The sequence below is a fragment of the Acinetobacter sp. HA genome (genome assembly GCF_000264725.1).
GTDB classification, from domain to species: domain Bacteria; phylum Pseudomonadota; class Gammaproteobacteria; order Pseudomonadales; family Moraxellaceae; genus Acinetobacter; species Acinetobacter schindleri.
Map to the genome: position 1 here is coordinate 1 of NZ_AJXD01000045.1, position 15,983 is coordinate 15,983.

The 15,983-nt window shown below is 44.7% G+C and carries 11 protein-coding genes and 2 pseudogenes; 8 read left to right on the forward strand and 5 right to left on the reverse strand.

Annotated features, from left to right (window positions below; genetic code table 11):
* Positions 1-42: 42 nt before the first annotated feature.
* Both HADU_RS08905 and HADU_RS08910 read right to left on the reverse strand, forming a co-directional pair.
* Positions 43-495: a CopD family protein gene (locus HADU_RS08905; protein ID WP_004811175.1), complete on the reverse strand. Its 453-nt coding sequence runs from the start codon at positions 493-495 to the stop codon at positions 43-45.
* A 23-nt stretch (positions 496-518) separates the two neighbouring features.
* Positions 519-1,748, reverse strand: a complete 1,230-nt coding sequence (locus tag HADU_RS08910) for a beta-ketoacyl synthase N-terminal-like domain-containing protein (RefSeq protein ID WP_004811172.1) — start codon at positions 1,746-1,748, stop codon at positions 519-521.
* 276 nt (positions 1,749-2,024) lie between these two features.
* On the opposite strand from HADU_RS08910, the gene HADU_RS08915 reads away from it, so the two are divergent.
* The 7 genes from HADU_RS08915 to rimI all read left to right on the forward strand — a co-directional run bounded on the left by HADU_RS08915 (position 2,025) and on the right by rimI (position 9,929).
* Positions 2,025-3,527, forward strand: a complete 1,503-nt coding sequence (locus HADU_RS08915) for an EcsC family protein (RefSeq protein WP_008305515.1) — start codon at positions 2,025-2,027, stop codon at positions 3,525-3,527.
* Between the two features lie 169 nt (positions 3,528-3,696).
* Complete coding sequence (gene rpsL / locus HADU_RS08920; RefSeq protein WP_004648013.1) at positions 3,697-4,071, forward strand: 30S ribosomal protein S12; 375 nt, start codon at positions 3,697-3,699, stop codon at positions 4,069-4,071.
* A gap of 182 nt (positions 4,072-4,253) precedes the next feature.
* Complete coding sequence (gene rpsG / locus HADU_RS08925) at positions 4,254-4,724, forward strand: 30S ribosomal protein S7 (protein WP_004279240.1); 471 nt, start codon at positions 4,254-4,256, stop codon at positions 4,722-4,724.
* A gap of 130 nt (positions 4,725-4,854) precedes the next feature.
* Positions 4,855-6,990: an elongation factor G gene (gene fusA, locus HADU_RS08930; protein ID WP_004811169.1), complete on the forward strand. Its 2,136-nt coding sequence runs from the start codon at positions 4,855-4,857 to the stop codon at positions 6,988-6,990.
* 93 nt (positions 6,991-7,083) lie between these two features.
* Entirely contained in the window at positions 7,084-8,274 is a 1,191-nt protein-coding gene (tuf, locus tag HADU_RS08935; protein ID WP_004811166.1) for an elongation factor Tu, read from the forward strand.
* Between the two features lie 211 nt (positions 8,275-8,485).
* Positions 8,486-9,367: a metal-dependent hydrolase gene (locus HADU_RS08940; RefSeq protein WP_008305518.1), complete on the forward strand. Its 882-nt coding sequence runs from the start codon at positions 8,486-8,488 to the stop codon at positions 9,365-9,367.
* A gap of 103 nt (positions 9,368-9,470) precedes the next feature.
* On the forward strand, positions 9,471-9,929 hold the full coding sequence (rimI, locus tag HADU_RS08945; RefSeq protein WP_005221103.1) for a ribosomal protein S18-alanine N-acetyltransferase: 459 nt from the start codon (positions 9,471-9,473) through the stop codon (positions 9,927-9,929).
* Positions 9,930-9,962: 33 nt separating this feature from the next.
* On the opposite strand, the pseudogene HADU_RS08950 reads toward rimI, so the two are convergent.
* The 3 genes and pseudogenes from HADU_RS08950 to trxB form a co-directional block, all read right to left on the reverse strand.
* A pseudogene (locus HADU_RS08950) lies at positions 9,963-10,777 on the reverse strand (arginyltransferase).
* 21 nt (positions 10,778-10,798) lie between these two features.
* Positions 10,799-11,530: a leucyl/phenylalanyl-tRNA--protein transferase gene (gene aat / locus HADU_RS08955; RefSeq protein WP_008305521.1), complete on the reverse strand. Its 732-nt coding sequence runs from the start codon at positions 11,528-11,530 to the stop codon at positions 10,799-10,801.
* Positions 11,531-11,613: 83 nt separating this feature from the next.
* A pseudogene (gene trxB / locus HADU_RS08960) lies at positions 11,614-12,575 on the reverse strand (thioredoxin-disulfide reductase).
* Positions 12,576-12,836: 261 nt separating this feature from the next.
* Here trxB and HADU_RS08965 point away from each other — a divergent pair.
* Positions 12,837-15,980, forward strand: coding sequence for a DNA translocase FtsK (locus tag HADU_RS08965; protein WP_008305523.1), 3,144 nt, complete (start codon positions 12,837-12,839; stop codon positions 15,978-15,980).
* The last annotated feature ends 3 nt before the right edge of the window (positions 15,981-15,983 follow it).

The window sequence follows — 15,983 nt, forward strand, 5'->3', positions numbered from 1 at the left end:
AAATCCCCGAATGATCGGGGATTTTTTTATTGAGTAGCTAAACTAGAAGGTAGGTTTAACCACCACCAGAATCACCACTGCAAATAACAGCAGGGTTGGCATCTCATTAAAATAACGCCAAAACTTGTGTGACTTGTAATGGGCATTATCAATCAGCTTCTTGCGGTAATAACCACAGACCAGATGGTAAATCACCAATAAGCCGACCAGGCCGACTTTAAGGTAGAACCATAAGGCTTCATGGTAATGACGCGTTGCATCACCCCAATCCACCAGAAAGTGTGCTGTAATCAGGGTGGCCAGCATTGCTGGCCACATGATGCCACGGTACAGCTTACGCTCCATGACTTCAAAGCGTTGATGACTCACGGTATCTTCGCTCATGGCATGATAAACATATAAACGTGGCAAGTAGAACAAAGCCGCGAACCAGCAAACCACTGCAATAATATGTAATGCTTTTACCCAAAGGAAAGCATCAGAAGGAGCATCCATCAAGTCACCCTAAATTGGGCAGCTTAGCCTTCCCATTTTTTGAAGATGAGACAAGCATTTACGCCGCCGAAACCGAAACTGTTACTCATCACAGTATTCAATTTTGCGTCACGTTTTTCAAGCACGATATCAAACGGTTTCGCACCTTCATCCAGCTCAGTCACGTTGATGTTTGGCGCAATAAAATCATTTTGCATCATCAGAACTGAATAAATTGCTTCTTGAACACCAGCAGCACCTAGGCTGTGACCTGTCATAGACTTGGTCGAGCTAAGTGAAGGAACTTGGCCTTCACCAAACGCACGTTCCATTGCCTTAAGTTCTGTAATGTCGCCTGCTGGAGTAGAGGTACCATGCGTATTTACATAGTCAATCTTGTCTACACCATGCTGTTTTGCTTCTTCTAAAGCCATCAATACACAACGCGTTGCACCTTCACCACTTGGCGCAACCATATCGGCACCATCAGAGTTCGCTGCATAAGCTACGACTTCCGCAAGAATATTGGCACCACGTGCTTGAGCGTGTTCAAGGGATTCAAGCACCACGAAACCGCCACCGCCAGCAATCACGAAACCGTCACGGTCTGCTGAATATGGACGAGATGCAGTTTCAGGTGTGTCATTGTATTTCGAACACAGTGCACCCATCGCATCAAACAGCAAGCTTTGAGACCAGTGATCTTCTTCACCGCCACCGGCAAGCATCAAGTCCTGTTTACCCAATTGAATCAGGTTATAGGCATAACCAATCGCATCAGCAGAAGTTGCGCATGCGCTGGTAATTGAGTGAGCAATACCTTGAAGTTTAAGCGCTACACCAACGTTAGCTGTAATGGTATTTGACATATTGCGGGGTACGAAGAACGGGCCAATTTTACGTGCACCTTTTTCTTCGAGTAATTTCGCCATTTCTATTACAGATGCTGTTGAGTTACCGCCTGAGCCGCCTGCAATACCATAGCGTGGGTTGCCCGCCAGATCTTCCGGTTTCAGACCAGCATGCTCAACCGCTGCAATTGCCGAATTGTAGGCATACATGGCACAAACACCCATAAAGCGTTTGAGACGACGGTCGATATTGTCAAAATCCTGCTCAGCAGCCGCGCTGACATGACTTTTAAAGTTCAGTTCAGCATAGACTGGATTTAAACGTGTGCCTGAAATCCCGTTTTGTAAAGAGTGAGTTACATCTTCCAATGTATTTCCGATGCATGAGTTAATACCCATACCAGTGATGACAACACGTTTCATCTACAGATCCTTATAGTTCATCTTTATGGTCAGGGGAGATATTTAGCGTTTTCATCAAACGTTAAATATGATGCTGACCCATTGTTCACAATGAGGAACATCATAACAGAAAGATTTTTGAAATCTTATGGCAAATGTTATGCCCAGTACGTTGTACATTCGAATAGAGATTCCTACACAGAGGGATTACTAAATGAAACAGAATAAGGTTGAGATAAACGCTGCTAGCACCTAGTATTTATACAAAATACAAGCACGTGCACGCTGAGGTAAGGAATGACAAATACCAATAATAAACAATCAAATGGCTTCATCTCCAGTGCGTTTGGAGTGGCGAAAAAGTTCAGTACAACAGGTTTGGATCTATTCAACCATGTTGCACCTGATTCGGTTTCGAAGGTCACACAAGCGCTGAATGTAGATAAGGTGGTCAATGGCGCAGCTCAAGCCAAGAGTCCATTTGAGTCGAAAAAATACGACAATCCACAGGAGATGTTACGTGAACATCTGCCAAGTGTATCGCGCCAGTTGTTTGGCCGTCATTTCAATACAGTGAATAATGTTACGCATTTTATTTCGCCCAAGTTTAGCGAAAAAGTGTCAGATTATTTCTTTGATCATCTAAATCAGTTTACCAATGACATCAGTTCAGTAGATGCCGTTCTCGATGAAGCAGGAGTGCGTGATCTGGAGGAACTCACCCAGGATGTCGATCGTTCTAAGCGTATTTCTCAAGCGTTTGGTGAACAGAATAAATGGATTGCTGCAGTTCAAGGTGCATTCTCCGGGGCAACTGGGGTAATTGGTACAGCAGTGGATATTCCTGCATCTTTGGTGCTGGCGCTGCGTACTATTTATCAGGTCGGCCGTTCTTATGGCTTTGATTTAAGCAAAGAAGAAGATCAGGATATCGTGCAGCATATCTTCCGTCAGATTGATCTGAGTCTGATTGCAGAAAAGCAAACCGTATTGTTGGGCTTAAGAGCGCTAGGTGCTACTTTAAAAACCCATGACATTTCCCAGCTGCAAGCCATGTTGGGTTCAAGTAATGATACCGAGCTGCTACGCAAATTCCTGCATCAGGAAGATGGTCAATCGAAATGGGAATGGATGAACCATATACCGAAAGTTTCCCTGATTGAACAACTATCTAAATTGGTACCGTTAGCGGGTGCTGGGGTAGGCGCAGTATATAGTCGCCGTTTTGTCGATGATGTTAATCAGAAAGCACAGGATGTGTTCTCGAATGCACGTCAATATCTGCTACAGCATCGTGACAGCTCTGTTTCTGTTTTAGAGGCCTATGAAAAATCTAAAGCATTGCTGCAACAGGCCGCACCAAAACTACTAGAAAATATCAAGAAAAATGGTCATACCGGGGATGAGTTAATTTTAGATAAAGAGATTCCGATTGAAGGAAATGATCATATTACTCAGGTAAAAGTGCTGAAAAAGACAGATTCTCAAGTCACAGAGGAAGTAAAAGATGAAGAGGTCAGTGAAGGCTTGGATTCATTAGCCGATAAGTTGGTAGAACCGGTTGCGGATAAGCATGTACAGCAACCAGCACTGAGTGAGCCGGCACCTGAAGATATCGAAGATACGCTTGCACAGGCAGAAGCTGAGGGCGATGTCACAGACGAGGCCGAAGTCGCTGCCGCTGATACTGAAAATGATCAGAGCGAAGCAGGCATGGAAGCTACACAGCAAAAGCCAAAAAAAGCGACAAAATCTTCTGCTAAAAAATCAACAGAAGATGTTACAAAAGATGCAGATTAATCTGCAAGAAAAATAGTAAAGATATGAAAGTACTAAGCAATTGTAAGCAAGAGCGGATGTGGATTTGCCTGCTTCTATCATGTTGACCAATTTTGCATCTTGACTTACAATTGCATGCCCTCAAAAAGTAGTAGTTTTTGGGGCTTTTTATTAACGGGAGAATTGCCAAATGGCAACAACAAATCAGTTGATCCGTAAGGGTCGTACGACTTTGATTGAAAAATCTAAAGTTCCTGCGTTGAAGGCTTGTCCACAGCGCCGTGGTGTTTGTACACGTGTTTACACAACTACACCTAAAAAACCTAACTCAGCAATGCGTAAAGTTTGCCGTGTTCGCTTAACTTCAGGTTTTGAAGTTTCTAGCTACATCGGTGGTGAAGGCCATAACCTGCAAGAGCACAGTGTTGTTCTTATCCGTGGTGGTCGTGTTAAAGACTTACCAGGTGTACGTTACCATACCGTTCGTGGTTCTTTAGACTGTGCTGGTGTTAAAGATCGTAACCAGTCTCGTTCTAAATACGGTACTAAACGTCCTAAGAAATAATTGATCTTTCGAGATTAACTTCTTAGTTCGCTAGAACTGCAATCCTTTATCGTCTCGCTTGTCTGATTTCTGCATTTAATTTTGTGAAATTCAAGCGACGTGTAGTAAGGCCAGCGAATGCACATGACACTTTGTGCTAATGCTGGATAAACCTGAAGTGTCATATTTATAGGTAGTTTAAAATGCCAAGACGTCGCGTAGTCGCTGCTCGTGAAATCCTTCCGGATCCGAAATTCAGTAGCCAAACAATCGCTAAATTCATGAACCACGTAATGCAAGATGGTAAAAAATCTATTGCTGAAAGTATCGTTTACGGTGCTTTAGACCGCGTTCAAGAAAAATCTAAAGTAGACCCGGTTGAATTTTTCGAGACTACTCTTGAAAAAGTTCGCCCTATGGTCGAAGTAAAAGCACGCCGTGTTGGCGGTGCTACATACCAAGTACCTATGGAAGTGCGCCCATCCCGTCGTACTGCCTTGGCTATGCGTTGGTTAGTAGATGCTGCTGCTAAGCGTTCTGAAAAAACTATGGCTTTACGTCTTGCTGGTGAGTTGCTTGATGCATCTGAAGGTAAAGGCGCAGCGGTTAAAAAACGTGAAGATGTGCACCGTATGGCTGAAGCCAACAAAGCATTCTCTCACTACCGTTTCTAAGCAAATAAAACAGGCCCTTATCAGGACGGTGATGATATGGGTTTCACCCAATTGTCATCAAAGCGCTTTAAGTTGCTAGCAACTTAAAGCGTCCTGTTTTAAACAACAAAATTTAGGAATGCAAGAGATCATGGCTCGTCAAACCCCAATTTCTCGTTACCGTAATATTGGTATTTCTGCGCACATCGATGCGGGTAAGACCACAACTACTGAACGTATCTTGTTCTACACAGGTGTATCTCACAAAATTGGTGAAGTACATGATGGTGCAGCAACAATGGACTGGATGGAGCAAGAGCAAGAACGTGGTATTACCATTACTTCTGCTGCTACCACTACATTCTGGTCAGGTATGTCTAAGCAGTTCCCAGAACACCGTATCAACGTAATTGATACCCCGGGACACGTTGACTTCACAATCGAAGTTGAGCGTTCTATGCGTGTTCTTGATGGTGCATGTATGGTTTACTGTGCTGTAGGTGGTGTACAACCTCAGTCTGAAACTGTATGGCGTCAAGCTAACAAATACCAAGTGCCTCGTTTAGCATTCGTGAACAAGATGGACCGTACTGGTGCAAACTTCTTCCGTGTTGTTGAACAAATGAAAACACGTCTTGGTGCGCACCCTGTACCTGTAGTAATCCCTGTTGGCGCTGAAGAAAACTTCCAAGGCGTTATCGACTTGATCGAAATGAAAGCGATCATTTGGGACGAAGCTTCACAAGGTATGAAGTTCGAGTACGGCGAAATCCCTGCTGATCTTCAAGAAACTGCTGAAGAATGGCGTACAAACATGGTTGAAGCTGCTGCTGAAGCTTCTGAAGAGTTAATGGACGAATACCTGAACAATGGCGATTTGACTAAAGAACAAATCGTTGCTGGTCTACGTGTTCAAACATTGGCTTGTGAAATTCAACCAATGCTTTGTGGTACAGCGTTCAAAAACAAAGGTGTTCAACGTATGTTGGACGCAGTAATTGAATTCTTGCCATCACCGACTGAAGTTAAAGCGATTGAAGGTGTTCTTGACGACAAAGCTGAAACTAAAGCGATTCGTGAAGCATCTGACGAAGCTCCGTTCTCTGCACTTGCGTTCAAAATTATGAACGACAAATTCGTAGGTAACTTAACTTTCGTACGTGTTTACTCTGGTGTTCTTAAACAAGGTGATTCTGTTTATAACCCGGTTAAATCTAAACGTGAACGTATCGGCCGTATCGTGCAAATGCACGCGAACGATCGTCAAGACGTTGAAGAAATCCGTGCTGGTGACATCGCTGCGTGTGTAGGTCTTAAAGACGTAACTACTGGTGATACACTATGTGATGAGAAAAACATCATCACTCTAGAACGTATGGAATTCCCAGAGCCAGTAATTGCATTGGCTGTTGAACCAAAAACTAAAGCTGACCAAGAAAAAATGTCTATCGCTTTAGGTCGTTTGGCTAAGGAAGATCCATCATTCCGCGTTCGTACTGACGAAGAATCTGGTCAAACCATTATTGCTGGTATGGGTGAGCTTCACCTTGACATCATCGTTGACCGTATGAAACGTGAATTCAACGTTGAAGCGAACATTGGTAAACCAATGGTTGCTTACCGCGAAACAATCAAAAAGACTGTTGAGCAAGAAGGTAAGTTCGTACGTCAAACTGGTGGTAAAGGTAAATTCGGTCACGTATACGTACGTTTAGAACCGCTTGATCCTGAAGCTGGTAAAGAATACGAATTCGCTGAAGAAGTTGTAGGTGGTGTAGTACCTAAAGAATTCTTCGGTGCAGTTGACAAAGGTATCCAAGAACGTATGAAGAATGGTGTCCTTGCTGGTTATCCAGTAGTTGGCATCAAAGCGACATTGTTCGATGGTTCTTACCATGATGTCGATTCTGACGAATTATCGTTCAAGATGGCTGGTTCTTATGCCTTCCGTGACGGTTTCATGAAAGCAGATCCTGTTCTTCTTGAACCTATCATGAAAGTTGAAGTAGAAACTCCAGAAGACTACATGGGCGATATCATGGGTGACTTAAACCGTCGTCGTGGTATGGTTCAGGGTATGGACGATCTACCTGGTGGTACTAAAGCAATTAAAGCTGAAGTTCCACTTGCTGAGATGTTCGGTTATGCAACTCATATGCGTTCTATGTCTCAAGGTCGTGCGACTTACTCTATGGAATTTGCTAAATATGCTGAAACTCCACGTAACGTGGCTGAAGGCATCATCGCTAAGTTCCAGTCTGGCGGTAAAAAAGGTGACGACGAGTAATCTTTCGATTACTATAAGCCCAAACTAATTCATAGTTAAAAACCAAGCGCTCATGCAGTGATCCTGCATGAGCAGTTCAAAAAGGAAGATCTCATGGCTAAGGCTAAGTTCGAACGTAATAAGCCACACGTTAACGTGGGCACAATTGGTCACGTTGACCATGGTAAAACAACTTTAACAGCTGCGATTGCAACTGTATGTGCGAAGAAATTCGGTGGTGAAGCGAAAGACTACGCTGCAATTGACTCTGCACCAGAAGAAAAAGCACGTGGTATTACCATTAACACTTCTCACGTAGAATATGATTCTCCAACTCGTCACTACGCTCACGTAGACTGCCCGGGCCATGCCGATTATGTTAAAAACATGATTACTGGTGCTGCTCAGATGGACGGCGCGATCCTTGTATGTGCTGCGACTGATGGTCCAATGCCACAAACTCGTGAACACATCCTTCTTTCTCGTCAGGTAGGTGTACCTTACATCGTTGTATTCTTGAACAAATGCGACCTTGTAGACGACGAAGAGCTTCTTGAGCTAGTTGAAATGGAAGTTCGTGAACTTCTTTCTACTTATGACTTCCCAGGTGATGACACTCCAGTTATCCGTGGTTCAGCTCTTCTTGCGCTTAACGGCGACGCTGGTCAATATGGTGAAGCTGCAGTTGAAGCTCTTGTTGAAGCGCTTGACTCTTACATCCCAGAACCAGAACGTGCAATCGACCAAGCATTCTTGATGCCAATCGAAGACGTATTCTCAATCTCAGGTCGTGGTACAGTAGTAACTGGCCGTGTTGAGACTGGTATTGTTAAAGTTGGTGAGTCAGTTGAAATCGTTGGTATCCGTGATACACAAACAACAACTGTAACTGGCGTTGAAATGTTCCGTAAACTTCTTGACGAAGGTCGTGCGGGCGAGAACTGTGGTGTTCTTCTTCGTGGTACTAAGCGTGAAGACGTTCAACGTGGTCAAGTACTTGCTAAACCAGGTACAATCAAGCCACACACTAAATTCGACGCAGAAGTATACGTACTTTCTAAAGAAGAAGGTGGTCGTCATACTCCATTCCTTAACGGTTACCGTCCACAGTTCTACTTCCGTACAACTGACGTAACTGGTGCGATCGCGCTTAAAGAAGGCGTTGAAATGGTTATGCCTGGTGACAACGTTGAGATGTCAGTAGAGCTGATCCACCCGATCGCAATGGACGCAGGCCTTCGCTTCGCGATCCGTGAAGGTGGTCGTACAGTTGGTGCTGGTGTAGTGTCTCGTGTTACTGCATAATCACTGATTGTGTAAAAAAGCGTCCCTTTGGGACGCTTTTTTTTGTTTATCTAAAGTGAAAAATAAATTGTCTAACAAAATTAGAGCGCTGTCCTAAAGTGATATTCAGCTGACCTTAACTGCAATGATGTCAAGCAGATAACTGAGTAAGATACCAATAAGAAAATAGAAAAATAGGGCCGGGTCGAGAAGATCTGTCAGGAGGCGTTATATGAATGCTGAAGTAAAAATTACTCATCGTGCCGGTGCAAGTTTTCCTGTACGTCGCATGAACTTTGATTTTGAACAGGTTCCAGAATACTGGATGAATGGTTCAGCCGGGCTGACTCATTTTATGACAGCATTGTCTGCCTTGTTTCCCGCAGGTGAAAAATTCTTTATCGACAGTGTGCGTGCGGTACGTAATCATCCCAAGCTTAAAGACAATGAAGCACTGCAAAAAGAAATCTCTGCTTTCATTGGGCAAGAAGCGATGCATACCCAGGAACATGTCGGCTTCAATGCCTCAGCGCAAAAATACGGCCATGATGTTGATACCTTGGATTGTTATACGGATAAAGTCATTCAAATGACGCGTAAAGTCATGGCAAAATTGGCCAAGCCTGTGGGAATTACTCAGGAAATGGTAGATTTGACCGCAACGACCGCACTTGAACATTTTACTGCGACCATTGCCTCTCAGTTGTTGATCAATAGTCATATTCAGGAACTGATGAAAGATGACACCATGAAGACCATGTGGTTATGGCATGCCATTGAAGAAAATGAGCATAAAGCTGTGGCCTATGACGTGTTTGAAGGCGTGTTTGGAAAAGGCTTAAAGTCATATCTGTTACGTACCAGTTCACTGGTGATCGCTATGGTGACTTTGTTCTTTGTACAAAGCTATTTTGTCATGCGTCTGCTGAAGGAAGATCGTCAGTTAAACCTGGAATCCCTCAAGGACATTTACGAATATGGTTATAGTCCGTCCAAAGGTATAATTACTGGTATGGGGCGTGAAATGGCGATGTACTTCAAGCCGGGTTTCCATCCAAATGACCATGACACACACAGTTTGCTGGCACACTGGAAAGGCAAACTTGGTCTTTAATCTGACACTAAAATAGGGCGATTGAAATCGCTCTTTTTTTACTCGATTTTCAGCATAAAGTTTCTATAATGCGCAGGAGATTTTTATTGATAGATGAACGAACATGATTCGTTTGATGCAAATAGCAGATATAGATGCGGTCACCCAGATTGAGCAACAAGTGCAATCTCATCCTTGGACCAGAACCCAGTTCGAGGAAGCCGTTAGTGCTTATCAGAGCACTATTATTGAATATGCAGGTAAAGTGGTGGGCTTTTGTATTTTGCAACCGGTACTGGATGAAGCCAATTTATTACTCATGGCAATTGACCCAAGCCAGCAGGGTAAAGGTCTTGGTTTTCAGTTGCTAGAAGAATCTATCCAGTTACTGAAAAATAATCCGGTACAGATTTTCCTGGAAGTACGTGAATCAAATACAGCTGCAATTCGTCTTTATGAAAAGGCTGGTTTTCACCAGATTGACCTGCGCAAGAATTACTATCCAAACTCGGGCGGTGGTCGTGAACATGCCATCATTATGGTGAAGGCATGTACGGACGACTTTGCCAGTCTGTTTAAATAAATCAGATTAACACTCCTTTTAGTGACGACCATCTTACTTGATGATGGGATTATTCCATCCGGAGGGTAGGGTCGTCATCAAGGAGTTTCCCAAGTGTTCAATCTCCGCCGCATTGAGCGAGCGGTTTAACCGACGCCATTGGCCATCAATCAGCAATTCAAGCGGCAGGTATTGAGACTTGTAATTCATCTTGCTGGAATGCGGGACCCAGTAACCCAGGTAAATAAAAGGCAGCTCTAATTTCTGAGCATGTTCAATCTGTTTTAGAATTGCAAAAACACCGAGTGAACGTCGATTTTCATCCGGATCAAAGAAGGTATAAACCGCAGAAATTCCGTCATCGAGCAGATCACAGGTCGATACACTGATCAGCCGGTCATCTTTCCAGAGTTCCAGGAAAAAGCTATCGGTACAGCTTTGCAACAAAAACTTTTCAAACTGATCCCGGCTTGGTGGATACATATCACCATCGGCGTGGCGTTCATTGATATAGCGTTCATACAGCGCATAGTGGCTATCATTTGCCTGCTGCGGTGCAGTAATGCGTAGGCTTAAGTCCTGATTTCTTTTCCATGCCTTTTTTGCGAACTGTTCATGCTGAATTCACGCACGGGTACACGAGAGGAGAGGCATTGACGGCACAGGTGACATTCAGGACGATACACAAAATCGCCACTACGGCGGAAACCGGTACGGGATAATTCAGAAAGTGTCACCACATCTATGCGATGTGAGGGATCGAGAAAAACCATACGTGCAGACTTGTTGGGCAGATAGCTGCAATCGTGTGGCGGGGTAATATAATACTGTAAATCGTTCAGCAGGGATTTTGGTTGATAGGAGTTCATGACAAATTCCCTCTGTTATTTTCATTCATTTAATCGCGCGTTTAACGCTATTGTTTTACTTGAAAATACACCCTCCTGATACTTTTGCCAATTGATAGGTGGGCGTTTTATCACATCCTGTAACGAATTAAGATACGCTTGGCGAGAAATTGTACTGGCACCGAGGCTTAACAGGTGGTCATTGACCAACTGGCAGTCAATCCAGGGCAGCTGATTTTCCTGACCAATCAGCATTAAAGTATAAAATGCCATTTTCGAGACATCTGTCTGGGTGCTAAACATGGATTCACCAAAACAGCCCTGTCCAATGGTGATACCATATAATCCGCCCACCACTTGCTCTTCATCCCAGACTTCAATGCTATAGCCATAACCGGCTTCGAACATATCACAGTAACCCTGAATAATATCTTCGCTAATCCAGGTGTCATCGGCATAAGCACGAGGCAGTGAACAGGAACGGATAACACGTTCAAAAGCATGATTCACAGTAATTTTATAATCATACTTTTTCATATTTCGAATCAGGGATTTACTTGGATGATAATCCTGTGGTCGGATAATGCAACGTGGTTCCGGGCTCCACCAGCAGATTGGATCACCTTCGGAAAACCATGGAAAAAGGCCATGTGAATAGGCTTCGAGCAGGGTAGATGGAGTGAGATCGGCGCCAATACAAATCAGGCCTTCTCCTTCAAGATCCACTTCTACAGGATTGGGGAAAATGAACTGTGAAGGAGGAAGATGTTGCATGTTTGAACCTGGTTTTAGAATCATCAGTATTTATCATACATAAAAAAACCGCCCAAGATGGACGGCTTTCTCATTTTCGCTGCTTAGTCTAACTTGCCCATCGCATCGAGATATTTTTCTGCATCCAGTGCGGCCATACAGCCCGAACCTGCAGAGGTGATTGCCTGACGGTATACGCTATCCGCAATATCACCCGCAGCAAATACGCCAGGAATAGAAGTTTGCGTTGCATTGCCCGCAGTACCGCTTTGCACCTGGATATAACCATCACGAAGCTGTAATTGACCTTCAAACATGCTGCTGTTTGGCTTATGGCCAATCGCAACGAACATGCCTGAAACTTCAACTTCTTGAGTCGAATCATCTTGAGTTGATTTCAAACGTACAGAAGTTACGCCTGCTTTGGCATCACCTAAAACTTCATCCACTTGATGATTCCAAATGATGCTGATTTTGCCTTCTTTCTCTTTTTCAAACAGATGGTCCTGAAGAATTTTTTCAGAACGCAGGCTGTCACGACGGTGTACCAAAGTTACGTGAGATGCGATATTTGACAGGTAAAGCGCTTCTTCAACCGCAGTATTACCACCACCGACAACCATGACTTTCTGGTTTTTATAGAAGAAACCATCACAGGTCGCACATGCGCTCACGCCTTGGCCCATAAATGCAGCTTCAGATTCAAGACCCAGGTATTGCGCGGTCGCACCGGTACAAATGATCAAGGCGTCACAAGTGAACTCTTCCATGTCGCCTTTTAGTACAAAAGGACGTACGTTCAGATCTACTTCATTGATGTGGTCATACACGATTTCAGTGCCGAAACGTTCCGCATGCGCCTGCATACGTTCCATCAATACTGGACCAGTCAGGCCTTCAGGATCACCTGGCCAGTTGTCCACTTCAGTCGTCGTTGTCAGCTGACCACCAAGTTGCAGGCCTGCAATGAGTGTCGGTTTTAAGTTTGCACGCGCTGCATACACAGCGGCGCTATAGCCAGCAGGGCCGGAACCTAAATAATCAGTCTTGAGTGACGTGCGCTCATCGGGCTATCCTTTTTGTATTTAGAAATTTATTGAATTATACGTGAAACTGTATAACAGTGGTGTGAGATTAAAGTCGATATTATTGATCATCCAAATCGATTTGGGCTATATAGAAGTGATAAAGAACAAGACCTATGTGCAGTTGCACGATACTGCATCTTTTTTCGTGTAACAGGTGCATAATAGGCATTTTATTGCGTCGTTTTTTTGAATCATAATAGCAAAAGAACATTCATGAAGAATTGGCTACAGGACAGTATATGACAACGGTGTCGAGTGCTTATGCACAGCGCTTAGTAATGACATTATTTTTGGTCTCATTTGGGATCTATCTGTTTCTTGCAACAGTGACCTATACGCCATTTGACCCGGGGTGGATGCACATTTCCAGTGACACCCAGACGGTTTCAAATGCCAGTGGGGTTGCAGGTGCATGGATTTCAGACTTACTGTTTGGTTTTCTGGGCTGGGCGAGCTTACTCATTCCATTATATCTGTTCGTAGAAGCGGTACAGGTCTGGTGGCCACACAGCTTCCTGAACCGGCCATTCCGTTATGCAGCACAATTCTTCCTGTTACTGACCACTTCTGCCTTACTGTTCCTGTTCTGGGAAGTTCCTGCTGATACACTGGATAATTCGTCGGGCGGCATTATCGGTTATGAATTAGGTCAGAGTCTTGAACAGCTATTGACGATATACGGTGCGGCAGTGTTTCTGGTGGGTTTATGGGTCATGCTGTTTACCTTGGCCTTTGGCGTGAAATGGAACAAAACCTGGAGCAGCCTGAAAGCAACGCCTGCATATTTACAGGATCTGTTTTATCGTAATGTCCCGGAAGGGGAGGGCGAGTTTGATCGCTCTATGGCAGTTGCCAAGAAAGATATCGCTAGTAGCCCTGCTAAAAAGAGCATCTCAACGCCAGTGGTTCCTGTACCTGAGCATGAGCCTGTAGAAATAGATCCCGTAGTTCGTGACCATGTAGCCGAGCGCCTGTTTGATGACATTGCTGACCGTGAATTCAAGGCGCAACAGAAAAAACATATTGAACCTGAACTTAGTCCGGAAGATGAAGAATTTGAAAAAACGCTGGAAAAAGCGCATCGCCTGATTCAGGATCCAGATCGCGTAATTACCACGGGCGAAGTTTGGCGTGCCTTGCATTCTGATGAGGATCAGCGCCATAAACAGGATATCGATGCTTTATTAAAAGCAGCGGAAGAACAACAACATACCCCTGCAGCCCCTACAACAATTGCTCCAATTCAGGAAATCAAGGCACATCTCAAAACTGAAACACCTGGACCGTCTGTGACGACGAAAAAAGGTCTGGATTGGGATGATGATGAAATCTTTGATGAGCTATTGGCAGCTGTACCGCCGGGTAAAACTGCGACGGATGTGCATAGTCCATTTACTGCGCAAGCAGCTACTGAACAGCCAACCTTAAGAATTGTTGAAGACTTACCCAAAGGTGCGGCAGCGACTGCAGCTGTGGCAACAGGCATCAGTATTCCACCGGTTTCTACGCCTGCAATACGCAACACAGGGCTAGAAACTGATTTTGATGATTTGGATGATTTGCTGGTCGAGGCTATTGAGCCAGAAAAGCCAGCCCGTGCTTCCAGCTATGCGCAATCTTCCGCTTTTGTACAGGCACCGATTCAGCATCAAGGCATAGAAGTCTCTGCACCTGAAAGCAACTCGACTGCTCAGACAGCGCTTCAGCAAAATACAAATCAGCACAATACCATTGATGCAGTCAAAGTGGCATTATCCAAAGAAGAATTTATTGAAGCATGGCATGAAACTGCGGGTGCTCCTCAAGAAGAAGATGAATTCGATTTTGATGCTCCATTGACTGACTCGATGGGCCGTCCATTGTCACGCGCCATGATGGTGGCTGAACGCCGTAAAGATCTTTCGCCATTACCAGGGCTGGAACTACTGGATGAAGTTGATCCGAACAAGAAAGTCAATTTCACCGAAGAGCAATTATCACGTCTGTCTGAATTGCTGGAAATCAAACTGCAGGAATTTAACGTCAAGGCCAAAGTGGTTGAAGCGCAGCCTGGCCCAGTGGTCACTCGTTTTGAACTGGATCTGGCACCAGGTGTAAAAGCCTCTAAAGTGACCAATATTTCCCGCGACCTGGCGCGTTCCATGTCGATGGCTTCGGTGCGTGTGGTTGAAGTGATTCCAGGAAAGCCATATATCGGGATTGAAGTACCAAACAGTACCCGTGAAATGGTACGTCTGATCGAGCTGGTTAAAACACCGAAATTTGAAGATGCAAGTGCCATCCTGTCGATGGCGATGGGTAAAGACATTTCTGGTAATCCGGTGATTACTGAACTTGGCAAGGCACCGCATATGCTGGTTGCCGGTACAACCGGCTCTGGTAAGTCGGTCGCAGTAAACTCGATGATTTTGTCGATGCTACTCAAGTACACACCTGATCAATTACGTCTGATCCTGATTGACCCGAAACAGCTGGAACTCGCAAACTATAACGATATTCCACACCTGTTGACGCCTGTAGTCACTGACATGAAAGATGCAGTCAGTGCACTGAACTGGTGTGTCAATGAAATGGAACGTCGTTATAAGCTGATGTCCTTCCTGAAAATTCGTAAGCTAAGCGACTACAACCGTAAGGTTGAAGAAGCCATTGCCAATGGTGAAGATCTGTTTGATCCAACCTGGAAAGCCAGTGAATCGGTGGCAGGGGAACGTGCACCACGTTTGACACCATTACCATCGATTGTGATTGTCGCGGACGAGTTCGCAGATATGATCATGCAGGTCGGTAAAAAAGCGGAAGAAATGATTACCCGACTGGCACAGAAATCTCGTGCTGCGGGGATTCACCTGTTACTGGCAACTCAACGCCCATCGGTGGATGTGATTACCGGTCTGATCAAAGCCAACATCCCAACACGTGTAGCACTGCGTGTAAACTCGAAAATTGATTCGCGTACCATTCTGGATGCAGGAGGTGCAGAAGACCTGCTTGGTCATGGTGACATGCTGTTTCTGGGGCCAGGTAAGATTGAGCCTGAGCGTGTGCATGGTGCCTTTATTGCCGATGATGAAGTTAACCGTATTTGTGATGCCTGGCGTGAGCGTGGTGCCCCGAACTATGTTGATGAAATTCTAACTCCATTTGATGAAGAACCAACCAATCGTGGCTTTGAAGATGGTGGCGATGGTGCTTCTGACCGTGATCCACTGTATGACCAGTGTGTGTCTTTCGTACTGGAAACTCGTAAGGCATCTACATCATCGCTACAGCGTAAGTTTAGCCTCGGTTATAACCGTGCTGCCCGAATCATCGACCAGATGGAAGAAAATGGTGTAGTGAGCGCGATGGGCGCGAATGGTAAGCGTGAGATTCTGATCTAATTC